This is a genomic window from Emticicia sp. (assembly GCF_043780375.1).
In the GTDB taxonomy this organism is placed as follows: domain Bacteria; phylum Bacteroidota; class Bacteroidia; order Cytophagales; family Spirosomataceae; genus Emticicia.
On sequence record NZ_JAYWCU010000133.1, the window covers coordinates 1 to 25,055 of the forward strand.

General features: G+C 36.2%; 23 protein-coding genes. 9 read left to right on the plus strand and 14 right to left on the minus strand.

What is annotated here, in order from left to right; all coding sequences use genetic code 11:
- On the plus strand, window positions 1–945 hold a 945-nt coding region (locus ACH2CJ_RS10615), incomplete at its 5' end, for an RluA family pseudouridine synthase (RefSeq protein WP_394992758.1).
- 302 nt (window positions 946–1,247) lie between these two features.
- Window positions 1,248–1,700 (plus strand): GNAT family N-acetyltransferase, encoded by a 453-nt coding sequence (locus tag ACH2CJ_RS10620; RefSeq protein WP_394992760.1) that lies wholly within the window; start codon window positions 1,248–1,250, stop codon window positions 1,698–1,700.
- Between the two features lie 57 nt (window positions 1,701–1,757).
- Here ACH2CJ_RS10620 and ACH2CJ_RS10625 read toward each other — a convergent pair whose 3' ends face one another.
- The gene (locus ACH2CJ_RS10625; RefSeq protein WP_394992761.1) at window positions 1,758–2,000 is read right to left on the minus strand and encodes a hypothetical protein; all 243 of its coding nucleotides are present in this window, start codon (window positions 1,998–2,000) and stop codon (window positions 1,758–1,760) included.
- Window positions 2,001–2,119: 119 nt separating this feature from the next.
- On the opposite strand from ACH2CJ_RS10625, the gene ACH2CJ_RS10630 reads away from it, so the two are divergent.
- From ACH2CJ_RS10630 to ACH2CJ_RS10645, 4 genes are all read left to right on the plus strand, one after another.
- Entirely contained in the window at window positions 2,120–3,223 is a 1,104-nt protein-coding gene (locus tag ACH2CJ_RS10630; protein ID WP_394992763.1) for a hypothetical protein, read from the plus strand.
- Window positions 3,224–3,479: 256 nt separating this feature from the next.
- The gene (locus ACH2CJ_RS10635) at window positions 3,480–4,112 is read left to right on the plus strand and encodes a DUF1080 domain-containing protein (RefSeq protein ID WP_394992765.1); all 633 of its coding nucleotides are present in this window, start codon (window positions 3,480–3,482) and stop codon (window positions 4,110–4,112) included.
- A gap of 642 nt (window positions 4,113–4,754) precedes the next feature.
- Window positions 4,755–5,066, plus strand: a complete 312-nt coding sequence (locus ACH2CJ_RS10640) for a four-helix bundle copper-binding protein (protein WP_394992767.1) — start codon at window positions 4,755–4,757, stop codon at window positions 5,064–5,066.
- Window positions 5,067–5,142: 76 nt separating this feature from the next.
- Window positions 5,143–5,580, plus strand: coding sequence for a hypothetical protein (locus ACH2CJ_RS10645; RefSeq protein ID WP_394992768.1), 438 nt, complete (start codon window positions 5,143–5,145; stop codon window positions 5,578–5,580).
- Window positions 5,581–5,645: 65 nt separating this feature from the next.
- Here the strand turns inward: ACH2CJ_RS10645 and ACH2CJ_RS10650 are convergent, their stop codons facing one another.
- From ACH2CJ_RS10650 to ACH2CJ_RS10660, 3 genes are read right to left on the minus strand one after another with little or no spacing between them, the layout of a single operon-like run.
- Complete coding sequence (locus tag ACH2CJ_RS10650; RefSeq protein ID WP_394992769.1) at window positions 5,646–6,638, minus strand: polysaccharide deacetylase family protein; 993 nt, start codon at window positions 6,636–6,638, stop codon at window positions 5,646–5,648.
- Between the two features lie 5 nt (window positions 6,639–6,643).
- On the minus strand, window positions 6,644–7,408 hold the full coding sequence (locus tag ACH2CJ_RS10655; RefSeq protein ID WP_394992770.1) for an NIPSNAP family protein: 765 nt from the start codon (window positions 7,406–7,408) through the stop codon (window positions 6,644–6,646).
- Between the two features lie 35 nt (window positions 7,409–7,443).
- Window positions 7,444–8,670: a serine hydrolase domain-containing protein gene (locus tag ACH2CJ_RS10660; RefSeq protein ID WP_394992772.1), complete on the minus strand. Its 1,227-nt coding sequence runs from the start codon at window positions 8,668–8,670 to the stop codon at window positions 7,444–7,446.
- A gap of 102 nt (window positions 8,671–8,772) precedes the next feature.
- On the opposite strand from ACH2CJ_RS10660, the gene ACH2CJ_RS10665 reads away from it, so the two are divergent.
- Window positions 8,773–9,135: a MauE/DoxX family redox-associated membrane protein gene (locus tag ACH2CJ_RS10665; RefSeq protein ID WP_394992773.1), complete on the plus strand. Its 363-nt coding sequence runs from the start codon at window positions 8,773–8,775 to the stop codon at window positions 9,133–9,135.
- Window positions 9,136–9,167: 32 nt separating this feature from the next.
- Here the strand turns inward: ACH2CJ_RS10665 and ACH2CJ_RS10670 are convergent, their stop codons facing one another.
- From ACH2CJ_RS10670 to mgrA, 10 genes are all read right to left on the minus strand, one after another.
- Complete coding sequence (locus ACH2CJ_RS10670) at window positions 9,168–10,055, minus strand: carbohydrate kinase (protein ID WP_394992774.1); 888 nt, start codon at window positions 10,053–10,055, stop codon at window positions 9,168–9,170.
- Window positions 10,056–10,073: 18 nt separating this feature from the next.
- The gene (locus ACH2CJ_RS10675) at window positions 10,074–11,609 is read right to left on the minus strand and encodes a glycoside hydrolase family 32 protein (protein ID WP_394992776.1); all 1,536 of its coding nucleotides are present in this window, start codon (window positions 11,607–11,609) and stop codon (window positions 10,074–10,076) included.
- A 94-nt stretch (window positions 11,610–11,703) separates the two neighbouring features.
- Window positions 11,704–14,652 (minus strand): glycoside hydrolase, encoded by a 2,949-nt coding sequence (locus ACH2CJ_RS10680; protein ID WP_394992777.1) that lies wholly within the window; start codon window positions 14,650–14,652, stop codon window positions 11,704–11,706.
- A 210-nt stretch (window positions 14,653–14,862) separates the two neighbouring features.
- The gene (locus ACH2CJ_RS10685) at window positions 14,863–15,744 is read right to left on the minus strand and encodes a sugar phosphate isomerase/epimerase family protein (RefSeq protein WP_394992779.1); all 882 of its coding nucleotides are present in this window, start codon (window positions 15,742–15,744) and stop codon (window positions 14,863–14,865) included.
- Between the two features lie 44 nt (window positions 15,745–15,788).
- Complete coding sequence (locus ACH2CJ_RS10690; protein WP_394992781.1) at window positions 15,789–17,498, minus strand: GMC oxidoreductase; 1,710 nt, start codon at window positions 17,496–17,498, stop codon at window positions 15,789–15,791.
- Between the two features lie 58 nt (window positions 17,499–17,556).
- Complete coding sequence (locus tag ACH2CJ_RS10695; protein ID WP_394992782.1) at window positions 17,557–18,072, minus strand: gluconate 2-dehydrogenase subunit 3 family protein; 516 nt, start codon at window positions 18,070–18,072, stop codon at window positions 17,557–17,559.
- A 113-nt stretch (window positions 18,073–18,185) separates the two neighbouring features.
- Window positions 18,186–18,983: a cupin domain-containing protein gene (locus ACH2CJ_RS10700; RefSeq protein ID WP_394992784.1), complete on the minus strand. Its 798-nt coding sequence runs from the start codon at window positions 18,981–18,983 to the stop codon at window positions 18,186–18,188.
- A 30-nt stretch (window positions 18,984–19,013) separates the two neighbouring features.
- Window positions 19,014–20,765 carry a glycoside hydrolase family 9 protein gene (locus ACH2CJ_RS10705; protein ID WP_394992785.1) on the minus strand — a complete coding sequence of 584 codons (1,752 nt, stop codon included), beginning with the start codon at window positions 20,763–20,765 and terminating at the stop codon, window positions 19,014–19,016.
- 132 nt (window positions 20,766–20,897) lie between these two features.
- Window positions 20,898–21,884: an aldo/keto reductase gene (locus tag ACH2CJ_RS10710; protein ID WP_394992787.1), complete on the minus strand. Its 987-nt coding sequence runs from the start codon at window positions 21,882–21,884 to the stop codon at window positions 20,898–20,900.
- Between the two features lie 9 nt (window positions 21,885–21,893).
- Window positions 21,894–22,898 carry an L-glyceraldehyde 3-phosphate reductase gene (mgrA, locus tag ACH2CJ_RS10715; RefSeq protein ID WP_394992789.1) on the minus strand — a complete coding sequence of 335 codons (1,005 nt, stop codon included), beginning with the start codon at window positions 22,896–22,898 and terminating at the stop codon, window positions 21,894–21,896.
- A 238-nt stretch (window positions 22,899–23,136) separates the two neighbouring features.
- Here mgrA and ACH2CJ_RS10720 point away from each other — a divergent pair, with 238 nt between their 5' ends.
- On the plus strand, window positions 23,137–23,292 hold the full coding sequence (locus ACH2CJ_RS10720; RefSeq protein WP_394992791.1) for a hypothetical protein: 156 nt from the start codon (window positions 23,137–23,139) through the stop codon (window positions 23,290–23,292).
- Window positions 23,293–23,362: 70 nt separating this feature from the next.
- Window positions 23,363–24,997, plus strand: coding sequence for an endo-1,4-beta-xylanase (locus ACH2CJ_RS10725; protein WP_394992793.1), 1,635 nt, complete (start codon window positions 23,363–23,365; stop codon window positions 24,995–24,997).
- The last annotated feature ends 58 nt before the right edge of the window (window positions 24,998–25,055 follow it).

Genomic DNA, 25,055 nt, shown 5'->3' on the forward strand with positions numbered 1-25,055 from the left:
ATGCGTTTGGACAAATATCTTCCCCATTTCACCAAAAACATTTCCCGAAATAAAATTCAAAATTCGATTGATGCTGAGGCAATAAAAGTCAATGGTCTCACTGCTAAAGCCAGTTATAAAGTAAAACCGAATGATGTAATTACGTTTTCGTTGCCCAAACCGCCACGAAATACTGAGTTAGTTCCCGAAAATATACCACTAAATATTGTTTTCGAAGACGAGGACATTATGATTATCAACAAACCTGCTGGCATGGTGGTGCATCCTGCTGTTGGTAATTGGACTGGAACTTTGGTTAATGGTTTGATTTATTATTTGAATAATCTGCCAACGCATCGCAATGGCGAAATTCGTCCAGGCTTGGTGCATCGCATTGATAAAGATACTTCTGGGCTTTTGATTATAGCGAAAAATGAGTTTTCGATGAGTTTTTTGGCAAAGCAATTTTTTGAACATTCAATCGAACGCACTTATTATGCTTTGGTGTGGGGAGTGCCAAAAGAAGAAACTGGAACGGTTCATAATTTCATTGGTAGAAGTCTGAAAAACCGCAAAATTTGTGATGTTTTTGTTGATGGATTTCATGGAAAAGATTCGATTACACATTATAAAATCTTGAAAGATTTGCGTTATGTTTCGCTACTCCAATGTAATTTAGAAACGGGTCGCACACACCAAATTCGGGTTCACATGAAGCATTTGGGGCATCCACTTTTTAGTGATTCTGAATATGGTGGAGATAAGATTTTACGTGGACAAGTTTTTAGTAATTATAAGAAATTTGTCGAAAATTGCTTTGAAATCATGCCTCGACAAGCACTTCACGCCAAAACATTGGGTTTTGTTCATCCACGCACCAAAGAATGGATGCAATTTGATACTGATTTGCCAACTGATTTTACTAATGTTTTGGAAAAATGGGAAGGGTATTTGAATGCAAATTAAATCTTAGAGTATATTTTTACTTTGAAATTACTAAATCATTCGACTTCTCCGAGGTTGATTGATACTAAAATTTTATTTGCTACAAACGTTAGACATCTCCGATGACTTTTTCCTTATATTGGTAACATATTGCACAGTGCTGATTTCGGAGAAATCCAACGTTTGTAGCATTTATGAAGACCTAATTTTTTCGACTTCGCAGAAGTCGCACAATTGCAACAAATATTTATTCATAAGAATTAATTTTTATTGAGGAAGGGTTCCCACACTAAAAACAATCGTTCATTACACCATTTTCAACTATGAACATAAAAATTAGAAAAATAAAAAAAGCAGACGTTCAACGAGTTTTCGACCTTGTTTATGAATTGGCGGTTTACGAAAAAGCACCCGAACAAGTAAGCAATACCGTAGAAATGATGCTAAAAGATGGTTTTGGAAAAAACAAAATCTTTGGCTGTTTTGTGGCAGAAGTTGATGGCGTGATACAAGGAATTTCACTATATTATTACCGATATTCAACTTGGAAAGGCAAAAGATTATACCTTGAAGATATTGTTGTAACCGAAGAAATGCGTGGAAATGGACTTGGAAAATTGTTATTTGATAAAGTAATTGAAGAAGCAAAAAACACTGAATGTACGGGTATGATGTGGCAAGTGCTTGACTGGAACGAACCAGCCATTAATTTTTACCGTAAAAACTTTCCGACAAGATTTGACGAAGGTTGGCTCAATTGCCATTTGGATTTTTAATTTACAACGAGTTTTTAACTCGTTTGAAGTTGACGGGTTAAAAACCCGTCGTACAAATTAATTTTTCTGCCGTTCCATTCGGCGGCGGTCTTTTTGTAATTTTTGTTGCTTTTTACGGTCTTTCATGACCTTTTCACCAATATAATGAATTTTTCCTTTCCAAATTTTCCTTGGATTGAAAGTTCTATTTCCATGCTTATGCTCCATCTCCACTTTACACGATTTTATCGGGCATGGGCGATGCACAAAGCAACTTTGCAGCGTTACTAACAAAAATAGAATAAAAGCAAGTTTTTTCATTAAATCTGAAACGACAAAATTGTAATTTTATTTCTAATAAATTCTAGAAACCTAATAAAGTCTCGCAAAACTAACACATTAGCACTTCTTATTTCAGCAAAAATAATATTTTCATTAGCATGTCCAAACTAATACAAATAAAGACCGAAAACTCAGCGGTTTTAAATAAACTTCAAAAACAATTCAATTCGAGCATCCAAAAGATTAACAATCTTAAAAACTTGACATTACTTGTCAAGCAAGAAGTTGAGCAGATAAAAATCAAAATTTCGACTGATATACTTCCCCTCGAAAGAAAACTGATTGATATTCAAGTCAAAGAAATTATTCATTTAGATACACTTTATCAAGAAAATAGTTTCAAAAAACGAGATAATGACACTTTATCGGCCATGATTTTGGAGCGAGCAAATGCTTATATCGCACGGTTCTCATCTCAAGAATTAGAAGCTATTTTTATCCGACATAATGATGGGGTTAGTTATGAAGAAGTTGTCGATCAGATAAATAACAATGCTTCCGATACTATAAAAGATTCTGTTTCTTCGATGTTTGGTATGGAATTCGATGAGAAAGTTGATTTTAGTGACCCCGAAAAGTTGCAGGAATATTTGAACCAACAAATGGAAGCTGAAAATGCAGAATATGAAGCAAGAAAAGCGAATAAAACCAAATCGGCAAAACAACTGGAACGTGAAGAAAAACAACGGCAAGAAGAAAAAAATCTGAATAAAACCAGTCGGCAGATTTATATGGAATTGGTGAAAAAATTTCATCCCGACCGTGAAAAAGATGAACTCGAAAAAGAAAAAAAGACACTTTTGATGCACCGAATTACGGAAGCCTACGAAAAAGATGACCTTTTTGACCTTCTGCGTTTAAGACTTGATTTGATGGGAACGGATTTTGAGCATTCAAACGATGATAATTTGAAATATTATGTCAAATTACTGAAACAACAAATTGTTGAATTAGAAAATGAAATTGCGGAACTTCAATCCTTTGGACAAGCTTCATTTTTTGGACCTTCGCTCTACGAACGCTTTGGCTCGGATAGCTACCAAACTTTAGAAACTAAGTTTAAGAAAGAAGTAGCAGCGATTAAAAAAGCAATCAAGGAATCAGAGAAACAATTGCCTTTTTATAGAGATTATTCGCAAGTAAAATATTTGATTGATGCCCACCGACAAGAACAAAATTATAGATATAAAGGTCGGTTTTGATGTAAGTAATGTTTTAAGATGGATGTGATGCTATTTATTTACATAAATTTTTGTAAACTCCTGTTTGGCTGAATATGAATTCAGTCAGTGTGTCAGCCGTTGTTACAACGGCATTTGGCAAAATTCGTTCTAAGAACGCTTTTCACACCGACTGATTTTAAAATCAGCCGAACAAATAAACATAGTTTTAAACCAATAAGGCAATATTTTTCATTAATTTGCTTCTTTATTTATCAACCTTAAAGATTTCTAAATCATGAAAAAAACAAGTTATTTTATTGCTTTAATTCTTCTACTCTCAGTCAGTTTTGGATTTATTGAAAACCATAAAAAACCAAAATGGATTTCACTTTTTGATGGTAAGACTTTAAATGGATGGAAAGTTGGCGAAAATGCAAGTTCGTTTAAAGTTGAAGATGGTGCGATTGTTGTCAATGGACCAAGAGGACATTTGTTTTATGATGGAAAAATAGGCGAGCATAATTTCAAAAATTTTGAATTTAAAGCTCAAGTAATGACCACAAAAGGTTCAAACTCTGGTATTTATATTCACAGCCAATACCAAGAAGGTGGGTGGCCATCAAAAGGATATGAAATTCAAGTAAATAACTCTCATACTGATTGGAAACGCACAGGAAGTTTATATAATATTCAGGATGTAAAAGAAGTTTATGTTGAAGATGATGTTTGGTACACTGAGCAAATCATTGTTCAAGGAAAACATATTACAACAAAAATCAATGATAAAACAGTAGTAGATTATATTGAGCCCGACCAAATTAATCGTAAGGACATAAAACTAAGCAGTGGCACATTTGCCTTGCAAGCCCATGACCCCAAGAGTAAAGTTTATTTTAAAAATATAATGATAAAGCAATTGCCTGAGTAACTTGAATTAAATTTCTGAGAATAAAAAAAAGAAGCCATTTTCTTATTTGAAAATGGCTTCTTTAATATCACTTCACCTTATCTCTTCCCTGTTTCAGCTCTCTCTGTTCGCTTTAGTGTTGTCAAATGAAGATGCTTATTAGGTTAAATTTTTATCATTATGTCTGTGTTATAGGAGTTCTTAGAAAGCTAGAGGATAAATACTATACGTAGATACGTTCTTTGAACGCATGAAACATCGACTAAATAAATATCTATCCGACATAAATTTTTAAGCGAAACGGGGTAACTTATCCATAACAACTTTCATACTGCTTAACTACAAGAAAATACCTAATTTGTGGTGATACAAGCCAAAAGAAACTTAAGAGGTTGTTTAAGTTTTTTGATTTGGGCTTAAAATGCACCTTTTAAACTTACTCTTTGTTCAAAAAAGTATCATTTTTTACCAGCAAAATAAACTTAAACAACCTCTAAGAATAGCATTTGATTTTTGTCGGTGAGTATAGAGACCAGTATATATGATTAAATCGTTTACAGTTGTGTGAATTTTGTAAATCATAAATAGAATTCTGTAACAACTCGTAGGTGTAAGTATGAGAACTTTGTATTGTACAAATTCTTATAAAATAAATGTTTTACTATGAAAAATCATCAAAGTTGTATTGACGCTTGTTTAGCTTGTATAATTGAATGTGAAAAATGTGCTACAATGTGTTTGACTATGGAAGGACACCAAGAATGTGTCAAGGTATGTCGTGATTGTGCTGACATTTGTGGACTTTGTGCAAAATTATGTGCCAGAGATTCGCAATTTGCTGATGATATTTGTGCTTTGTGCGTAAAATGTTGTGAGGTTTGTGCCGAAGAGTGTAGCAAACACGTCGACCATGCTGATTGTTGCAAAACGTGTGCTGAAGCCTGTAAAAAATGTGCTGAAGCCTGTAAAATGTAGCCAACAATAATAGTCAGTATTGATATTATACAATTAATTGATGCAAAAAACACTAACAAATTTAAACATAAAAATCATGCAAATATTATATAAAATGATGGGCGTTATTTCACTTATTGCCCTACTATTTTCGTGCCAACCAAGTACTGATATAAAACAAGTCCTTTCGAAATCAGAAACAAGAAAAGCAATGATGGACACAATTGCTAATAATAGTGATATGTCGAAAGAAATGATGGAAGCGATGATGAGTAACAAAAACAGCAAAATGGCAATGCAAGGAGATGAAAAAATGCACATGATGATGATGGAAAATCATGAAACAATGATGAAAATGATGAAAGATAACCCCGACATGATGAAAAGCATGATGAATGATATGATGGAAACCTGCAAAAGTGATACGTCAATGATGGCTTCAATGTGTAAAACGATGATGGAAAATCCACAAATGATGAACATGATGCAAAAGATGAAGGGGAAAGATATGGACATGAAAAAGATGAAGCATTAATCTCCGTGGCCTCTCCCCTCTAAAAAAAGGAGCCATTTTCTTATTTGAAAATGGCTCCTTTAATATCACTTCACCTTATCTCTTCTCTGTTTCAGTTCTCGCCAAGTTGTAAGAATAATGCCATTATCTTGAATGTATTTCTTCAAAACTGGGTCAATCATGGCAAGCATATCGCCTCGACGAGTATTGCCTGAGTCAGAAATATGTTCAAAAACTTCGGTTGGCGAAGTACAGTGCATAATCACCATCGTAACGCCCGCTTGCAAATCTTTAAATGACTCAATGTATTTTTGAGTTTTGTATTTCTGCAATGCCTTTTCGTCAGGATTTTTAACTTTATCCATCGTCCAGCCATAACTTACATTGTGCAAATCATCTAAAACTGGCAAACCTGCTTCCCAAAGCATTTTGCCAATTTTCTGAGCTTTTTCGAGTGTCAAACCCGCCGCACCATCTTTCATAATCATGGTATCATGCCCTCCAGGAAACATGACAGGTATTTTTTGTTCGATTCCGACTTTAAAATATCGCTCCAAATAATCTTGGCGAGCAAAGAGCGTTCCCATGTGTGAGTCCATGTGCGTAGGCTCAAAACCCATGGCTCTTGCACGCTCTAACTGACTTCTGATTTCCTTTTCGATTTCATCGGCAGTTGCATGTTTAGCAGTTTCTTCCACACTTCGCCACATAGCACCTTCGGTATCAACCAAATTTGGTACGGCTGGTTTTCCTGCCAATGGCCCCCAACGGTAATCTTTCCATTCGGAAGTTAAAGTCAAATGCAATCCTGCATCAATATTTGGATGATTTTTTAGATAATGCACAAAACCCGGCACCCATGCACAAGGCATCATTACACTCATTGAAGTTGCTACCCCATCCTCTACTGCTCTTATGGCACCAATATTAGAATCATAAGACATTCCAACATCATCAACGTGCATAATGATCACTTTCGCACCTTTCGGATAGCCCAATTTTTCGGCATAAGTTTCATTTTGAGCTTGAGTAAAGAATGAAATTCCTGCAAAAATGGCGGTTAATATATAGTTTTTCATAGAAATTATAATTGAGAATAAGACAATGGCTTCAAGAAAACACGATAAATATTAGAAACAGAATTGGCATATTCTGCTGCCGACGAAATACGTTTCCAGTCGGCATTTGCACTAAAATCTTTCCAGTTTGCATCTCTTTCTTCCATATTTTTAAACGCCAACATATAAGTCAAGCACGGCATGTGTTCGCCAGCAATCACTTCTCCAAAAAACACAGAATTAAGTTTAGTATCTTTGAAAATCTTAATTTCTTCGTCATTAAACATTTTTCTTTTGCGACGAGCAGCATCTTCCGAGTAACTTTCGTAGATTCTCAATTCCAAAAGTTTTTGCTCGGCGGTTGGTTTTATGAGTTGAGGCAAGCCATCAAACGCATTCATTAATGACGATGTATATCTAACATAAGGAGCTTTGTCAGGTTGCAAATTATTGTATTCTTGACTTGCTTTGATGAAATCTTCATCAGTTTTTATTTTTGCATTGATTGAGGCAAAATCTTCTATCGAAGCATAAGGAATCAACAAATAAATTTTGGCTGGGTCTGAATTACCAATTTCACCAAAAGCCCCTACATTTCTTATACCATATTTGTTTAATGCAGGAATAAGGGCGTTTTTGAAGTAATTTTCGAGGTTTCCACGAGGCGAACCAAAGCGTAACTCATAAGTACGAAGTTCATAAAATTCTTTTTTAGATTGTGCCACAGCTGAATACTGCACAACAACAATTGAAGCAAAAAATAAGAAAACAATTAAGTTGATTTTTTTCATTAGAATTATATTTGAATAGATGTATAAAAAAGTTTTTACTTATTAAAAGCCTCTAATGCTCGCTTAACTACGCCATCCATTGCATCAGTGGCAAGCCATCTTACAACCATCACGAGTTCGTGGTCGGGGTCTACATAAATCATGTTTGTACCATTGCCTAAATGATAAAACACATTGGCAGAAGCACTCGGCAATAATTTTTTATTGGTATTCAAAAACCAGTTCATATAGCCATAAGTTGGCTGGGCGGGCGTTGGTGTAAGTGCTTGATTTACCCAATTTTCAGATAAAATCTGTTGGTCTTTCCAACGACCTTTGTTAAGCGATAGTAGCCCAAAACGCCCCATATCATAAGCATTGATGAACATTCCTCCACCCCAATGACCTCCACCACTGACAGATTGCACGTTTTGTCCGTCAAGCACAATCCATGAGTTTCGGTAGCCTGTCCAACGCCAAGTGTTCGACGCTCCGATTTTATCCATTATGTTTTCTTTCAAAACTTGCGGCAAAGGTTTCCGCCAAACGCTCAAAGCCGCTAATGAAAGAGCATTGACTCTTACATCATTGTATTCATAAACGCTTCCTTGCTTATTTCTTGCTCGGTTGAGCCATTGCGTCGCATCTTTGTCGGGACGGTCGGCCCAATCGGGTTTTCCCCAAAGCGTTCCTTCCCAATCACTCGTTTGGCGAAGCATGGCATCCCAAGTAATGGTTTTGTTATGAGGAGTATCAAAAAGTCTTAACATTTCAGGTTTACCAAAATCATCTGCCGAACGACTAATGGGTTGTTCATAAAGCTCAATTGGTGGAATATATGCCGCAACAGTATCTTGCACACTTCTGATGAGTCCACGGTCAACCGCCAAACCAACAACGCTCGACAAAAAACTTTTGGTTACGCTATGCGTAATATCGCAACGTGCTGGCTCGCCCCATGATGCGACAATATAACCCTTATAAATTATCAAACCCGTTGGTTCTCCTCGGTCAGCAAAAGGGCCAATTGCAACACCGAAAGGTTCTTTTCCGAAAGATTGATAATGCGAAACTTCCATATTTCTTGGATTTTTCACCTCATTTTCTTTTGCAAAATTGATTGTTTCTTGAATTTTTGCAGGATTAAGTCCTAATTCAACTGGAGATTTGGTGAGCCAATTATTAGCCGCAGGGAAATATAATTCTGGTTTGTTTTTTTGAGCAAAAACAAAATTTACCGCAAAACAAATAAATAGGAATGACCGACAAAACTTTTTTGACATTGAATGGTTAGTATTTAGAAATATGAAGAATATCCGTAAAAATAAGGCAATAAAAACAAATTTTAGCCTAAATTGCGATGAATAATTTCAATTACAAGACCTATGACAACAATTGCACTTTATATCATGGCGGCATTTTTTGTTTATGCAGGAATTTCGCATTTTACCAAAAAACGATTTTATTTAAAGGCCATGCCACCGTACATTCCGTACCATGAAACAATGGTAATTTTAAGTGGAATTGTCGAAATTATCTTTGGCCTTGGTCTGTTATTCGAACAAACACGTACATATGCTGCTTGGGGAATAATTTTGCTATTAATTGCGGTTTTTCCTGCTAATATTTACATGGCTACTTCTGGAAAGTTCAAAAAAATACCACAATCTTTATTATGGTTGAGATTGCCTTTGCAAATTGTTTTGATTTGGTGGGCATATCAGTATGTAAACTTCAATATCAAATGAATAATTGATATAACTTATTTTTAATTCGTTCCTTAATTATTCATTAAATTCAATATATCTTCCTCACAAATAATTGGTGTTGCTCCTTTTTGAGTAGCAACGTATGCACCTACCACACAAGCAAATTTTAAGGCTTTGCTTGCTGAGGCACCATTTAACCATTTTGTGATAAATGAGGCTAAAAATGAATCTCCGCTGCCAATTGTATCACAAACGGTTACTTTAAAGCCTGGATGTTCGGCAAATTCATCATTTTCATCAACAAAAAATGCTCCGTTTCCACCTCTTGTAACGATGATTCCTTTGAGGTTATATAAATTTTTAAGGTATTTTGCATTGCTTATCTCATCACCCGATTGACCATACCATGCACAAATCATTTCTAATTCTTCGTCATTGACTTTTACTACATCGGCAATATCAAAAAGTTCTTTCGCTAACTCAGGCGAATAAAACGGTTTTCTTAAATTGATGTCCAAAACACGCAATTTTGCCAATGATTGTAGCTCTAAAAGCGTATTTTTAGAAACTTCATTTCTAAGAGCTAAACTACCAAAAACCAACGCATCGGCATCTTGTACAGCTTTTTTTGCCAAGTCTGTTTGTTCAATAAAATCCCAAGCAACGGGTTTTATGATTTTGTAAGACGGACTTCCTTTTTCGTCTAAAATTACCTCAACTATTCCAGTTTGATATTTATGAGAAGTTTGAATGTTTTCAATTGATAAATTCCGATTTATCAAGAAACTCTTGATGCTTTCTCCTAATTCGTCATTTCCAACGGTACTAATCATGGTGGCTTTTAAACCCAATTGATTGGCATGAACAGCTACATTCATAGGAGCTCCACCCGCAATTTTACCACTTGGCAACAAATCCCAGAGGACTTCCCCAAAACAAACTATATTTTTATCTGACATCGTTTTTTGATTTAATTCCTATTTCTTCCAGATTGACTTTAATGGATAAATGCTTCCAGAAGTTAGTTCGGCATTGCCACCAATACTATACACTTCCAAACGTGTATAATCTTCGTTCGGAAAAAACAAATCTGTTAGAGCAACACTGCCTCCATTTACAAAAACTTCTAATGAAGAATTATCAATTAATGCTTTAATTGTCAGTTCTTTAGCATTTGCAAATGGTGCAAAATGTTTCTTGGCAAAAAGTTTTGAAAAATCAGCTTTTCCTGCATTAGTTCGGTCAATAAAAATTTGTTTGCTTGCTTTATCATAGCCAAAAATCACTTTTTCATTTTTAGAATTCGATAAAACAAAACCCAACTCGGTGGCACTAGAAGTGCTTAAATCGAATGATAAATCCAGTTCTTTTAGCACTGATTTATCATCAATCAAAGTTGTATTTTTAATGGTTTGTTTAGGAATTTCGGTTTTGCTTAGCCGTAGTTTTTCGAGTTGAGCAACAGGCATTTGTGCCAAACGATAACCTTCTTTTGTTTGAATTAAAGATAATTTTCGGGGAACTGTCATAGCACTTCTCCAAGTTGAAGTTGGTACTTTGTTAGCATAATCGTCCCAATTCGACATCCAACCGATGAAAAGTTTTTCGTTGTTGGGAGCATTAAACCAAGTTACGCCTGCGTAATTATCTGCACCATAATCTAACCAAAGTTTGGTTTCGGGCGAGTTATCATTGATAAATGTTTTTCCATCAAAATTCCCAACAAAATACTGTGTTCCCGAACCACCATTTACCGCACCTCGACCAATATTTTGAATCAAAATCCACTTTTCAATTCCTTCATTAGTTTTTAAAGAAATAATATCTGGGCATTCCCAAACACCTCCGTGTGACCCATCTTTTTGGCCAAACTCACCGGTTTTCGTCCAATCTTTTAAATTAGATGAAGTAAATATTTCAAGGTGTTGTCCAACCGCCAAAGGCATCACCCAATGCTTGGTTGGCTCATGCCAAAATACCTTTGGGTCTCTAAAATCAGTATCTCCTTTATTGGGCAAAACTGGATTTTTATTATACTTTGTCCAACTACGACCTTTATCCAAACTGTAAGCAATTCCCTGTGATTCTTTGTCTTTTCGCCCTGCTTTTTCTTTAACCATATCATGAATTGTGAAAATAGCAACCAAAGGTTTTTCTTTTCCTGTTTGAAAACCTGCTGTATTATTTTCATCAATAACAATGCTTCCTGAAAAGATATAACCGAGCGAATCTGGGTAAAGAGCAATAGGCAAATGTTCCCAAATAGTCAAATCTTTACTAACAGCATGTCCCCAGTGCATTGGCCCCCAAACTGTGCTATCGGGGTAATATTGATAAAACAAATGGTATTCACCTTCGTAATACACAAGCCCGTTGGGGTCGTTCATCCACCCTTTTTCGGGAGAAAAGTGAAATTGTGGGCGATGTTGCTCTTGATAGTAGTTACTTGTGTCTTTTTTTTGATTGCACGACAAGCATACAATAGCCAAGAATGCTAAAAGTGTAAGTTTCATAGGTTGAAATTAAAGGTATTTTATCGGCTAAAGGTATAAAAAAAGCCACAATATTTTAAATTGTGACTTTTAAAAAACAAAAATAGTTTTATTCTTACTTCAAAACTTTAGGTAATTTAGCTAATAAATCCTTTGCAGCCGCAACAACTTGGGTAGTAGGCTTGCTATCAGCATCTTGTAAAATATTATGAACTGCAGCTAAACCCGCCTGGATTTTCATCAAATCGGCTTCTTTTGCATTAAATTGTTTCATCCCCTCTTCGGTCAATCTGATTCTTGGACGAGCCTCCTTCATATAATTTAACTCAGTTTGTGCTTTTATTCTCCCTTCGTAACAAGCCAATGATAAATCATGCTGTATTTTCAAATCTATTGCCGATGTTTTTACTCTTGGGTCCATTTTTACAGTGAAATTTTGAGAATATGTCTTTCCATTAACGGTCAATTTTACTGTGTAATTTCCTGCCATAACCCATGGAGAAGTAACATCGGGAGCAGTATTTTGATATACTGCCGAAATCGGATATGCTGGCGGAAGGTTTAAAGGTTTATAATGCAAATCCCACATGAAACGATGTGAGCCAGCCTCAGCCGACAATATTTGTTGTGGACGAATCCAATACAAAGGAATATTCAAATCGGGCAGTTCATAAGGTTTATCATTGCTCGAAAATTGGCGAATTGATTTTCCTGTAGCATCAAATAACTCAAGTGTGACAACACCTTGAGCCTTGTCTTTCAAATAATAATTGATAATTGCTCCATCGGGTGGATTTTGCCCCTGCGGTTCTTCTTGCGTAATAGGCGTGTCGGTGTAAGTACTCCAACGAACTCGGTAAGTATTTTGAGGTTTGTACAAAATTGCTTCATTTTTTGTTAAATCCGACGAAATTTGTCGCAATGGTGTAATATCATCTAAAATCCAAAAGCTTCTGCCGTGTGTTCCAACTACGATGTCATCATCTTTAATAACCAAATCTCTGATGCTCGTTGCGGGCATATTTAAACGTAAAGTTTGCCAATTTTCACCATCATCGAACGATACATAAACAGCATTTTCAGAACCTGCAAAAAGCAAACCTTTCTTGCTTGGGTCTTCTCTTATTGTGTTGATTGGTTCATTTGGTAATCCTTTAATAATTTCTTGCCAAGTTTTACCCCCATCTTTCGTTTTAAAAATATGAGGTTTCAAATCATCAAGACGAATCCGATTGACTGCCACATAAGCCACATTGACATCAAAATGCCCCGCATCAATCTGCGAAACTTTCGACCAAGCCCCAAAATCAAAACTCTTAACCCAATTCTTTCCTCCATCTCTTGTTACGTGCATCAAACCATCATCTGTGCCTGCCCAAATCGTTTGGATGTCTTTTGGCGAAGGAGCAAGGGCGTAAATAACCCCTCGACGAGGCATTTTTTTCATCGCTTCAGTAATATAAACACCCACACTGGCAGGAATTTCTTCATAGGTTTCTCTTGTCAAATCTGGACTAATTATTTGCCAAGAATTGCCACCATTTTGGGTTTTAAACAAAACATTTCCTGCAAAATAGAGCGTTTTTTTATCGACTGGCGAAAACAAAACTGGGGCTGTACGAACAAAACGATATTTGCCCGAACGGACAGCTTCAGGAGCAATATTTTGGGTTTGACCAGTTCGTTTGTCATATTTCGTAACTTTTCCACCATAAATAATATTTGGGTCGAGCGGGTCTGCTGCCACATAACCGTACTCCTCTACTCCTACTGGATGCCAATCTCTGAATGTAATAATGCCATCATTACCACGGGAAGTGATGCCCACCGATCCACTTTCTTGCTGACCGCCATAAACATTATATGGAAAATCGTTGTCGGTGCTTACATGATAAAACTGTGCCGTTGGTTGGTTATACCATGAAGAAAAAGTTTTGCCACCATTGACGGTAATAATTGCACCTTGGTCGGCAGCAAAGAGCATAATATCGGGATTATTTGGATTTATCCAAAGGCGGTGATAATCATCTCCTCCAGGAGCTCCACGAAAAGCAATCCACGTTTTGCCACCATCTTCAGACTTCCAAGTATCAACATCGGCACTAAAAACTATGTCTGGATTATTTGGGTGAACTTTTATTTCTGCGAAGTCGCTTCCACGTCCCCAAAGTCGGGCATCTTGACTAATTCTTGTCCAAGTTTCACCAGCATCATCCGAACGAAAGATTCCTCCTTCTTTTTCAGAATCTACAGTGGCATACATTCTGCTTGGGTTGCTGGGTGCAACACAAAAACCTATTCTCCCTAATCCTTGTTCAACTGTTGGCAAACCTTTGGTGAGTTTATTCCAAGTTGTGCCACCATCGGTTGATTTATATAAACCACTTTCTGGACCTTGCCAAGCACCATTTTCCCAAGGGCCTTGGCGAGCTGCCCAAAGGTCAGCATAAATAATATTTGAATTTTTAGGGTCAATTGTTACTTGAATCGCACCTGTATTTTCATCTTTATACAATACTTTTTCCCAAGTTTTACCGCCATTTTTGGTTCGATAAACGCCTCTTTCAGTATTTGCACCGTAGGGATGTCCTAAAACTGCTGCAAAAACAATATTTTCATTGCTTGGGTCAATGGCAAGTCCACCGATTTGCTGACCGTCACCCAAACCTGTATTTATCCAAGTTTTTCCTTCATCGCTTGATTTGTATATACCATTACCAACCGATAAATCGGGGCGTTGAATTCCCTCACCCGATGCCACATAAATGACATTTGGATTGGAAGGTGCAACTGCCACATCACCAACAGAACCTGTTGGTTGGTCATCAAAAATTGGATTCCAAGTATGCCCATAATCGGTAGTTTTCCAAACACCACCGTTGTTTACACCAATATAAAAGACATTTGGTTTTTGTGGTACACCCACCGCACCAACAGTTCGACCGCCACGGTGTGGGCCAATCATACGCCATTTCATGCTATTGTATAATTTGGAGTCGAAACTTTGAGCAGAAGCGTAAACTGTTAATAATGAGTAAATTAGGGTGATAATTTTAAATTTCATGATTTATTTTAGGGGTTTTGATGAAGCGTTTTTTAATAATCACATTCTGAGTCTAATTTATATAAATTTTTCATATTTTGACTATTTTTTCCAAAAAACTATCTGACCGTTGAGTAATTTTCCTTAATTAACAATCAAACAATTTGATATTAGAACAGTGTTCAATTTGATACAAAAAAAGCCAAACTTTCGTCTGGCTTTCTTAATTTCCTATTTCAAATTCTTCAAATATTCAATACTTAAAGGAACATTTTCGAGTTCGTGTTCGCTTTCGTCTTCAATGAAATAATGTTCAATTCCTGCTTTTTTGGCCAATTTAAATATTTTTTTCCAATCGGCTTGTCCAGTTCCAAGCACTACGTCATTTTCAGCAGGTGTATTGCCTGAGAAATTCCCTACAACCCCTTTTTTTAAATCTTTTACGTGCATTAGTTTCCAACGGCTACCATATTTTTTCAGTAATTTTACTGGGTCTCCGCCACCGTGTGTTACCCACAAAACGTCCATTTCGAAAGAAACATCAGCAGGATTTGTATTTTCAAAGATATAATCTAATAATGTTCCTTTTCCGTAAGGTCTAAATTCAAAGCCGTGTGCATGATAGCAAAACGTCAAACCATTTTCTTTTAAAACTTTACCTGCTTTATTGAAAACCTCAACTGCTTTTTTTGCATCTTCAATCGTAAAATTATCTCCTTTGTGAGGAATCCAAGCACACATCACAAATTTAGCCCCTAAAGCCTTTGCCCTACTCACTATACTGAGTGGGTCTTTTTCTAACTGTCCAAAATCGGACCCTGTTGATGGAATACTGATACCTCTGGCATCACAAAGTTTTTTGTATTCTTCAGGAGTAACACCTTTTGCACCGCCACCCTCAAGTTCGGTAAAGCCCATTTTTTGAATAATATCAAGCGTTCCTTCTAAATCCTTTGGAAATTGCTTGCGAAAAGTATAGCCTTGCACACCAAAAGGATAATTATATATTTTCTTGCCTTTCGATACATTGCTGACTGTTTGAGCAAAAACATCTTGCTGAAAGCCAATGATAGACACAATTACACTTAAAAAACCAAATGTTAGTTTTTTCATTTTTATATTGATTTGAGGTTGAAATTGGTTAAAAATCTGTTGTATTATAGTTTACGTTTTTTTAATTCTTTTACGGCAAAATCGGCGGCTCTGGCAGTTAGTGCCATGTAAGTTAATGACGGATTTTGTGTGCCGGTTGAAGTCATACAAGCTCCGTCGGTAACAAACACATTTTTACATTCGTGCAATTGATTCCATTCATTAAGCACAGAAGTTTTGGGATCTTTACCCATTCTTACACCTCCCATTTCGTGAATATCTGCCCCAGGGTTTGAATGAGAATCTCCACCTCTAATATTTTTAAAACCTGCCAAAGTAAACATTTCGGTCATCTCTTTAATATAATCCAGAACCATTTTATCGTCATTTTCAGTCCAAGCAACAGAAGTAACCAATTGCGGAATTCCGTATTGGTCTTTTAGATTTGTGTCAAGTCTTACATGATTATTTTCAATTGGAACGGTTTCGCCCATCATCCAAGTGCTAATATTCCAATTTCCTAATTTTGGATTAAGCAAATTTTCTTTTAATTCTTCACCAACACCGTTACGATTTTGAGATAAACCTCGCCCACAGCCAACACCAACGGCATAGCCTCTAAGGAAATCTTTTTCTTGTTTATACAAATTCTGAAAACGTGGCAAATAGCTATTGCTTGGATTTTTACCATCGGTTTTTTTATCTAAAAAACCTTCGACATCGGCACTAAGTTTTCCCCGATAATTATGGCAAGCAAAATATTTACCTAAAGTTCCACTATCATTTCCAATCCCATTAGGAAAACGATTTGAAGTAGAATTTAACAAAATCAGGTTAGAATTCAAGGCGGAAGCATTAACAAAAATGATTTTTGCGTAATATTCAATCATTTCTTTGGTATTTCCATCAACAATTCTGACCCCAGTTGCTCTTCCTTTCTTTTCATCATAAATGAGCGAATGAACTACCGAATGTGGACGAAGCGACATTTTACCCGTTTTCATTGCCCATGGTAAAGTTGAGGCATTGCTACTAAAATATCCCCCATAGGGACAACCACGGTTACATAAATTTCGATTTTGACAAGTGGCACGCCCTTGGTCATTATGAATTTGCTTTGCTTCGGTTATGTGTGCACATCGACCGTGAACAAGTGGTCTATCATTATAATTTTTACTCAAAACACCTTTAAAATAATCTTCTACACAACTCATTTCGAATGGTGGCAAAAACTCACCATCGGGCAATTGAGGTAACCCATCTTTATTACCCGAAATCCCTGCAAATTTCTCAACATGGCTATACCAAGGAGCTAAATCGGCATAACGGATAGGCCAATCTACAGCAAAACCATCACGCTGAGGTCCTTCAAAATCTAAATCTGACCAACGTTGGGTTTGTCTTGCCCATAAAAGTGATTTTCCACCAACATGGTAGCCACGAGTCCATTGAAAAGGCTTTTCTTCTACAAAAGGTTGTTCGTTGGGTTTCAAAGCCCAATGAATAGTTTCTTCTCTCATAAAGCTTCCTCTGCCTTTTGGATACTGATTTCTTACATCTAATGGAACTTGTCCACGATGCTCAAATTCCCACGGATTTTTGGTTGCTGTTGGATAGTCTTCGATGTGCTTGACATCTCTACCACGCTCCAAAACAAGGGTTTTTAGTCCTTTCTCACACAATTCTTTGGCAGACCAACCGCCACTAATTCCTGAACCAATGACAATGGCATCAAAAGTTCGGTCTTTTATCGAATCTATATTTAGAAAACTCATTATATTGTAAGGTTGAATTTATTTCAAAAGGAAAATACGATTTGTCATAGAATCTAAACTACACATTTACACAACCATAATAATGACCGGGAGCCATTACGTAGTTATAATGTTTTGTTAAGACGTATTCGGAAGTTGTGTAAGCCAACACTGTTAATTGCTTCAAAAGTGTAAAAAACTCATTTAGTTGCATGTCACTTGAAGTCGAAAGTTTGATTAACAGTTCGTTTCGCTGAATTTTATCGCAAGCAGAAAGGTTTTTAGTGAACGTGGTATTTGCCAATTTTTCTGCACTTTCTAAGCCATTTTTAAAATTTTCTTGAACAGGTATTTCATAACAATCAGTAATCATTTTATTGATAAAAGCCGAGATTTCTAAATCTTTAGCCCCTGGAGTTGAAGAGCTTGGAATGAGAGCATCAACTAAAATTTCAAGAATTTGAACTTGATTTGCATTGAATACTGAGTCGGAAATTTGAAGCGAATTGATATTCCAACTATTTCCCCACGCAGGTAGAGTAACTAAGCCCGCCGCAGAAAATAGCACATTTTTGAGTGCTTGTCTTCTTTCCATTTTAGTGTTAAGATTGAATTGTAGAACTGAAATATGAATTTACTTAATCAACTGATAACTAACAAGTTGTATTCGACAAGTAAAGCGTTTTTAGCGACAAATGTCTTAAATATTTACTCAAACTGGAAAGCAAAATAAGTGATAGTTCCTTTGCCAGAATTTCGGATTCCGTGAGGAACATTTGAATTCAAAAAGATAATATCACCTACTTTTGCATCAAGCCAAACATCATTAATGGTTTCTTGAGCTTGACTGTTTTTTTCTTCGCCTTGACTATTAATTAGGAAAATAATTTCACCAGCTTTATGCGTATGTACCGGGTGGCTCATCAAGCCTTCTTTGAGCGTTGTTGTGTGCATTTCAAAACGCTTGCTCATGCTTGTTGGGCGATTAAAAAAATCTTTTCTACCACCTTTATCATGTGCTTTAAACGCAACTTCATCCCAATTGAGCAGCAGTGAACCTCCTGCTTTTTTACCTCTTCCAATGTCAACAGGTTCGGTAGAATTAAACTGGAAAACATAGTAAGTAGTATTAGCATCAGTTATATTTTCTGATTCTCGCATAGCTCCCGACATAATTAAAGCAAGCCCTCCAGCTTTCAGTATTTTTGTTTCTCCGTCAATTGTAACTTTTAATTCACCCTCTTTTACAATGATTAATTCTTCATTTTCTTGGATATAAGCTTCTTTTCTCATCCTACTTTTTGGTAAAAGTGTAGTAGCATGAACCTTAAGTAGTTTGAATTGAGGTGTTGTTCCCTCCAAAATTTGGCGTGCCTCGCCTTGTGGTCTTTTAATTACTGCCAAATCTTCCCATTTATAAATTTTTGATTCGATGAGTTTGCTTTGAGCAAAAACTATACTTTGTACAAAAAAAATAGTTACAAATATTACTTTAAAAATTTTCATAAGATTTGGGTTTGAATAAATTAAAACACTCTAAAATTTCTTTTGTAAAGCCTCCAATGCCGCCGCCAAATATACCATTGGAGCATTCCAATTGATGGCAATTTCGTTGGTTGAATAGGAACAAGTAGCATCCAAAAACGATTCGTCAGCTATTTTTGTTGGATAACCTTCACATTTATCTTGTTGTCCCGGATTTGGCCCACCCGAAAGTAAACCAGGAACTGGCTCTACAATTCCATCAGCTTCTGACGGACGGTGATGCGGAAACATGACTTGTTTACTACCAAAGCCTGTCAAAAATGAATATCCTGTGGCATTTCTACCTAATAAATAATCTAAATTGCCCAATGCAGCGGCAAGGTATTTTTCATCTAAATTGATTCGATAAACTTGTAATAATGCAATTCCTTGATTGGCAGCGTGTGAACTACTTCCCCACATATAATCTTTTCCTGACTTTCCCATCACAGTATTAAATGCTTGACTATCAACACCTAACAATAATTGATCACCAAAAGCTATAAGTTTCTTTTTAAGGTTTGATAAATCTTTTTTTCCTAAGTCTGTCAAGTTTTTCTCATTTCTAATGAGCGAATAATAAGCCAACATTTGTACTTGATTCCAAGAAGGTAAAGACATGGCAGTTTCGGGATAAAGATTAACAGCCTTGTAATAATTATCACCTTTTGTAGTAACATAAAGTTCGGTTGCAGCCCAAATCCATTCGTCACTATCACTACGGTCTTCATAGCCGCCAGTAACTATGTCAGGGTCAAAAGCCTTATTCATTTCATTCTGACGATAGACAATTGTAGGATTTTCTTTTGCCCAATTCCAAGCTCTTTTTGAGGCATTTAGGCAAGAATCTGCCAAACTTGGAAGTTCTTTTTTGTAGGTTTTAAATATCCGACTTGCTTGAGCCATTACTGCCGCAAAATCTAAGGTCGCAATCGTATTTTTTTGAATAACATACCGAGGTTTTGTAGCATTTTTGGGCATCACCATTTTATCAAAAGAAGGATTAGTTAATTTATGATAAACTCCGCCATCATTTGGGTCTTGCATGGTGAGCATCCAACGCAAATTCCATAAGACTTCATCCAATAAATCAGGGATTTTATTGCCACTTTCTGGAATATTAACCTCAAAAGCCTTAAAAAAATCAGGATAATCTTCGTATAGTGAAAGCAAAGTAGCTGTAGTAATACCCGAATTTACAATATACTTATTGTAATCACCTGCATCATACCAACCTCTTGGAGAAGCAATAAGCGTTCCTTCGGGCCGTTGTATTGATGCCGCCGAAGCATGAATCAATATTTTATCATCTGGGTGACCCATCTCTCGATGCCATTTTTCAGCATATTTTTCGGGCAAATCAATCGAAACTCTTTGATAATAAAAGCCTTTTAATGCTCCTTTTGCGACCTCACGATGCACATTTGGGCTAATTTCAAAAGGGTATGAAACTCCTATCGCAGGAATGGCAACGATATATTTTCCAGTTTTTTTATAATTTGAAAAGTCAGCAATTTGAGTCGTTTTTTGAGAAATATTGTTGATTCTTTGCAAAGAAAATTTTCCACTAAAAACTGTATCTTTTTTGTTTTCTGTCAGAATAAAGAAAGAGTCCTGCTTATCTCCTACCCAAACTGCGAATTTTTGAGCATTAGGATAAAAGCCAATTTGGTTGAGACGTATGTTCGAATTTTGGGCATTAGCCAAAGAAACATTTATCATCAAAAAGATAATTGTATAGGGTATTGGGTTGAATAATTTCATTGAATTTTTATTTTCTTACTGGGTCTACGGCATCATAAACAATTACTTTTTCCCATAAATGAGAATAATCTTCTATCAATTTCAAGTGAATTGGGTGGAAAAATTTTTCATTTTTATAAACTTGGTTAAAAACTACCACAATTGGTGTACTGATTTTTTGATATGTTGAGTATAAATCGAATTGATTTTAGCTAATTGATTTTCACTCAAATTTGACAAATTGAGCGAATCTAAATTTGCCGTAACTTGCTCGGCACGAGATGCCCCAGGAATAATTGTACTTACTGCGTCATGTTGCAAAACCCAACGTAACGCAATAGATGCTAAATTATCGTTTTGAGGAAATATAGCTTTCAATTCTTCCACGGCAGCAAGTCCAGTTTCGTAATCAATTCCTGAAAAAGTTTCACCTTTGTCAAATATTTCACCATTACGATTGAAATTTCGATGGTCGCCCTCGGTAAAAGTTGTTTGTTTTGAAAACTTACCGGTTAGCAAACCACTCGCCAATGGTACACGCACAATAATTCCGACATTTTTCTTTTGTGCTTGCTCGAAAAACAGTTCAGCAGGGCGTTGACGAAACATATTGAAAATAATTTGTACGCTCGTCACATTCTCAAATTCGATTCCTTTAAGAGCTTCCTCAACTTTTTCAACACTGATTCCCAAATTTAAAATCTTGCCTTCGTCTTTTAGTCTATCAAATAATTCAAAAATTTCTGGACGATAATAAACTTCCGTGGGCGGGCAGTGCAACTGAATCAAATCAAGGGTTTCCAGTCCCATATTTTTAAGGCTATCTTCCACAAATTTGCGTAAAACAGCAGGTTTATAGGCCTCATTTGTATGAGGATTGAGCTGGCGACCGCATTTGGTAGCCACAAAAATTCGCTCCGAACGACTTTTCACAAATTTCCCAACCGCTTTTTCACTTTCTCCACCGCCATAAACATCGGCTGTATCAATAAAGTTTATGCCCGAATCTACGGCAGTATTTAATATCTTATGGGCTGTTGCATGACTAAAATCATCGCCCCATTTGCCTCCTACTTGCCAAGTGCCAAGACTTATTTCGGAGATTTCAAAGTTTGTTTTTCCTAATTTTCTGTAATTCATATTTTCCGTTTACTTCAATATTCCTTCAATTTTAACCAATTCTTCTTGCGAGAAATTTTTGTTATTCAAACATTCTAATGAATCAAGTAATTGCGAAACTCGACTTGCTCCAATCAAAACCGATGTTACTCGCTCGTCTTTTAGCAACCAAGCCAATGCCATTTGTGCCAAAGTTTGTCCACGCTCAACTGCAAGGTCATTCAAACTTTGTATTTTGGAAATAACTTCTGGAGTAATCGCACTTTCTTGCAAAAACCCGTGTGCGAGTGCCGCACGAGAGCCTTCTGGAATACCTCTTAGATATTTATTCGTCAAAAGCCCTTGTGCCAAAGGTGAAAAAGGAATACAGCCAATACCTTCATTTCCCAAAATTTCCATCAGACTTCCAGCAGGGGTTTCTTCTTCAACCCAACGCTCAAACATCGAATATTTTGGTTGGTGAATTATACAAGGCGTACCTAATTCTTTCAATATCTTAGTTGCTTTCAATGTATCCTCAGCCGAATAGCTGGAAATACCAACATAAAGTGCCTTGCCTTGACGCACAAGGCTATCTAAAGCTCCCATTGTTTCTTCCAAGGGGGTGTTTGGGTCTGGTCGGTGTGAATAAAAAATATCCACATAATCTAAACCCATACGTTTGAGGCTTTGGTCGCAACTTGCAATCAAATATTTTCTTGAACCCCACTCGCCATAAGGGCCAGGCCACATCAAATAGCCCGCTTTCGACGAAATAATAAGTTCATCACGGTATTGTACAAAATCTTTTTTGAAGATTACGCCAAAATTTTCCTCAGCCGAGCCAGCAGGTGGACCATAATTATTGGCTAAATCGAAGTGAGTAATACCTTTATCAAAGGCTGTATGAAGAATATCTCGGTAGTTTTCGAAAACATCAACACCACCGAAATTATGCCATAAACCTAAAGAAATGGCAGGTAATTTTAATCCACTTTTGCCACAACGGCGGTACTCCATGCTGTCGTAACGAGCAGGATTTGCTAAATAAGTCATTTAGTTTTGCTTAAAATTTTGATTGAACAAAAGAATATTCTCTTTGCTATAAAATAAAACCACAATTTAATCTAAAAAATTGAGAAATCGAAAAAATGTCAGAATGTAATGTATAAATGCTAAAAAAGTATTATGCTATGGATTTACATTCATTTTCAAAGAAGATTGCCTCACACTTGATTTTATTTTAGATGAGCTTACACATACGTTTTATGGTGAGGGTCTGAGATGATAGGATTTGGTTCGCACAAAATCTTTGATTAGTCGTGTAAAAAAATACAACCCAGAAGCGGCAGCAAAGATTCAAGAATTTCATACATTAAGACCAATTCCGCAACGTCAAATTGATGCGGTAACATCTGGTGAGAAATTTTCGCAAAATCAGAGATATTAATTTTGATTTTATTAGATTTGGTAATTCTTTAAGAGTTGTCAAATTTTGTTTTTTTACCCAATCTATTTTTATGAAACTTTACAAACACACCACATTATCAATAATCATATTTGCAACAAGCCTTTTTTCTTGCAAAAAAGAAGTAAACGAACCATCACCAACTCCAATTCCAATTCCAGAATATACCTTTACAGATGTTGCTGGTCCATTAAAATCATCCGCTAAATTTCCCATAGGTTTTGCCATTGATTATGCCCCTTACATAAATGATGCAAAATACAAAGCACTTATTGCAGCAGAAGGAAATAGTGTAACTTTTGGCTATAATATGAAACATGGTTCGTTAGTAAAAAATGATGGAAACGTTGATTTTACAAGTGCTGACGCACTTTTTAATGCAGCAACAAGTGCAGGATTGGAAGTTTTTGGACATACTTTAGGCTGGCATCAAAACCAAAATGCAACATATTTGAAAAGTGTTATTGGTGGAGGTGCAGGTACAAATCCTGTAAATTTACTTGTAAATGGAGGTTTTGAATTAGGTTCAGGAAATGATTTTACTAATTGGTCGAAATATAACGGTGCAAATTCGATTGTTCAAACTACAATTGCAACTGAAAAAACAGAAGGTACAAGGGCTTTGAAAGCTATCGTAAATACCGCTGGCGACCCTTGGTCTGTTCAATTGGCAAGTGATGAATTTAAAACTGTTTCTGGAAAAAGTTTTAAAATTTCTTTTTCAATAAAAGCACTTTCTCCAAATGGACTTATGCGAGTTTCGACGCAAGGTGGTACGGCACAATATTCAAATAATTATGCTATAACTACCGACTGGAGTGTAATTTCTTGGACTTTTCCTGCAACTGCCGACCTTACAAGGGTTTTATTCGATGTTGGAAGTACAGCAAATACCTATTTAATTGACAATGTTACTGTGGTAGATGCCGCAGGTGGCGTTGCTCCAACTGGTGCAGCGTTGGTCAATGCCGTTGATAATGCTTTAAAGGATTTTATTACAAAAACAGTAACTCATTATAAAGGAAAAGTAAAGGCTTGGGACGTAATAAACGAAGCAATGGCTGATGGCACTTCGGGACTAAGACTAAGTAGAAATAGTGCCGCTGTTGGAACTACCACAGATTATTTCTTTTGGGGAGATTATTTGGGCAGAGATTGGGGACTAAAAGCATTTCAATATGCTGCTGCTACCGACCCTGCCGCACTTTTATTCATCAATGATTATAATTTAGAATCGAATGAAGCGAAACTTGATTCTACAATCAAATATGTCAATTATTTGAAAGCAAAAGGAGCAAAAATAGACGGAATTGGCACTCAAATGCACATTTCTATTGGCACATCGAATGCTGGAATTGACAATATGATGAAAAAATTAGCTGCAACTGGCTTGAAAATTAGGATTTCTGAATTAGATATTAGAGTAAATCAGAGTGATGTTAGCGGTTTTGTTACAAGTGCAACAATTGATAAATACCAAGCTATCATGTATAAATATGTGGTTGATTCTTATCAAAAAAACATTCCTGCGGCACAGCAACATGGCATAACTATTTGGGGGGTATCTGATGCTGATAGTTGGATAAATACTTCTCTCAAAAAAGTAGATGCACCTCTACTTTTTGACAAAGATTATAACAAAAAACCCTCCTATTCGGCAGTTTTGCAGAGTTTGAAGGGAAAATAAAGAATATTGGAATTGTTTAGGAGTGCCACGGTTAATTTGAAAGCACTTTCAAAACCTA

Coding starts and splice junctions, on each gene's coding strand:
- ACH2CJ_RS10660 (WP_394992772.1), bottom strand. CDS start 8,670: ATGTCAAAAAAGTTTTGTCGGTCATTCCTATTTATTTGTTTTGCGGTA.
- ACH2CJ_RS10630 (WP_394992763.1), top strand. CDS start 2,120: ATGTCCAAACTAATACAAATAAAGACCGAAAACTCAGCGGTTTTAAAT.
- ACH2CJ_RS10700 (WP_394992784.1), bottom strand. CDS start 18,983: ATGAAAATTTTTAAAGTAATATTTGTAACTATTTTTTTTGTACAAAGT.
- ACH2CJ_RS10620 (WP_394992760.1), top strand. CDS start 1,248: ATGAACATAAAAATTAGAAAAATAAAAAAAGCAGACGTTCAACGAGTT.
- ACH2CJ_RS10625 (WP_394992761.1), bottom strand. CDS start 2,000: ATGAAAAAACTTGCTTTTATTCTATTTTTGTTAGTAACGCTGCAAAGT.
- ACH2CJ_RS10680 (WP_394992777.1), bottom strand. CDS start 14,652: ATGAAATTTAAAATTATCACCCTAATTTACTCATTATTAACAGTTTAC.
- ACH2CJ_RS10640 (WP_394992767.1), top strand. CDS start 4,755: ATGAAAAATCATCAAAGTTGTATTGACGCTTGTTTAGCTTGTATAATT.
- ACH2CJ_RS10690 (WP_394992781.1), bottom strand. CDS start 17,498: ATGAGTTTTCTAAATATAGATTCGATAAAAGACCGAACTTTTGATGCC.
- ACH2CJ_RS10650 (WP_394992769.1), bottom strand. CDS start 6,638: ATGAAAAACTATATATTAACCGCCATTTTTGCAGGAATTTCATTCTTT.
- ACH2CJ_RS10695 (WP_394992782.1), bottom strand. CDS start 18,072: ATGGAAAGAAGACAAGCACTCAAAAATGTGCTATTTTCTGCGGCGGGC.
- ACH2CJ_RS10685 (WP_394992779.1), bottom strand. CDS start 15,744: ATGAAAAAACTAACATTTGGTTTTTTAAGTGTAATTGTGTCTATCATT.
- ACH2CJ_RS10670 (WP_394992774.1), bottom strand. CDS start 10,055: ATGTCAGATAAAAATATAGTTTGTTTTGGGGAAGTCCTCTGGGATTTG.
- ACH2CJ_RS10725 (WP_394992793.1), top strand. CDS start 23,363: ATGAAACTTTACAAACACACCACATTATCAATAATCATATTTGCAACA.
- ACH2CJ_RS10635 (WP_394992765.1), top strand. CDS start 3,480: ATGAAAAAAACAAGTTATTTTATTGCTTTAATTCTTCTACTCTCAGTC.
- ACH2CJ_RS10655 (WP_394992770.1), bottom strand. CDS start 7,408: ATGAAAAAAATCAACTTAATTGTTTTCTTATTTTTTGCTTCAATTGTT.
- ACH2CJ_RS10710 (WP_394992787.1), bottom strand. CDS start 21,884: ATGAATTACAGAAAATTAGGAAAAACAAACTTTGAAATCTCCGAAATA.
- ACH2CJ_RS10665 (WP_394992773.1), top strand. CDS start 8,773: ATGACAACAATTGCACTTTATATCATGGCGGCATTTTTTGTTTATGCA.
- mgrA (WP_394992789.1), bottom strand. CDS start 22,898: ATGACTTATTTAGCAAATCCTGCTCGTTACGACAGCATGGAGTACCGC.
- ACH2CJ_RS10675 (WP_394992776.1), bottom strand. CDS start 11,609: ATGAAACTTACACTTTTAGCATTCTTGGCTATTGTATGCTTGTCGTGC.
- ACH2CJ_RS10645 (WP_394992768.1), top strand. CDS start 5,143: ATGCAAATATTATATAAAATGATGGGCGTTATTTCACTTATTGCCCTA.
- ACH2CJ_RS10705 (WP_394992785.1), bottom strand. CDS start 20,765: ATGAAATTATTCAACCCAATACCCTATACAATTATCTTTTTGATGATA.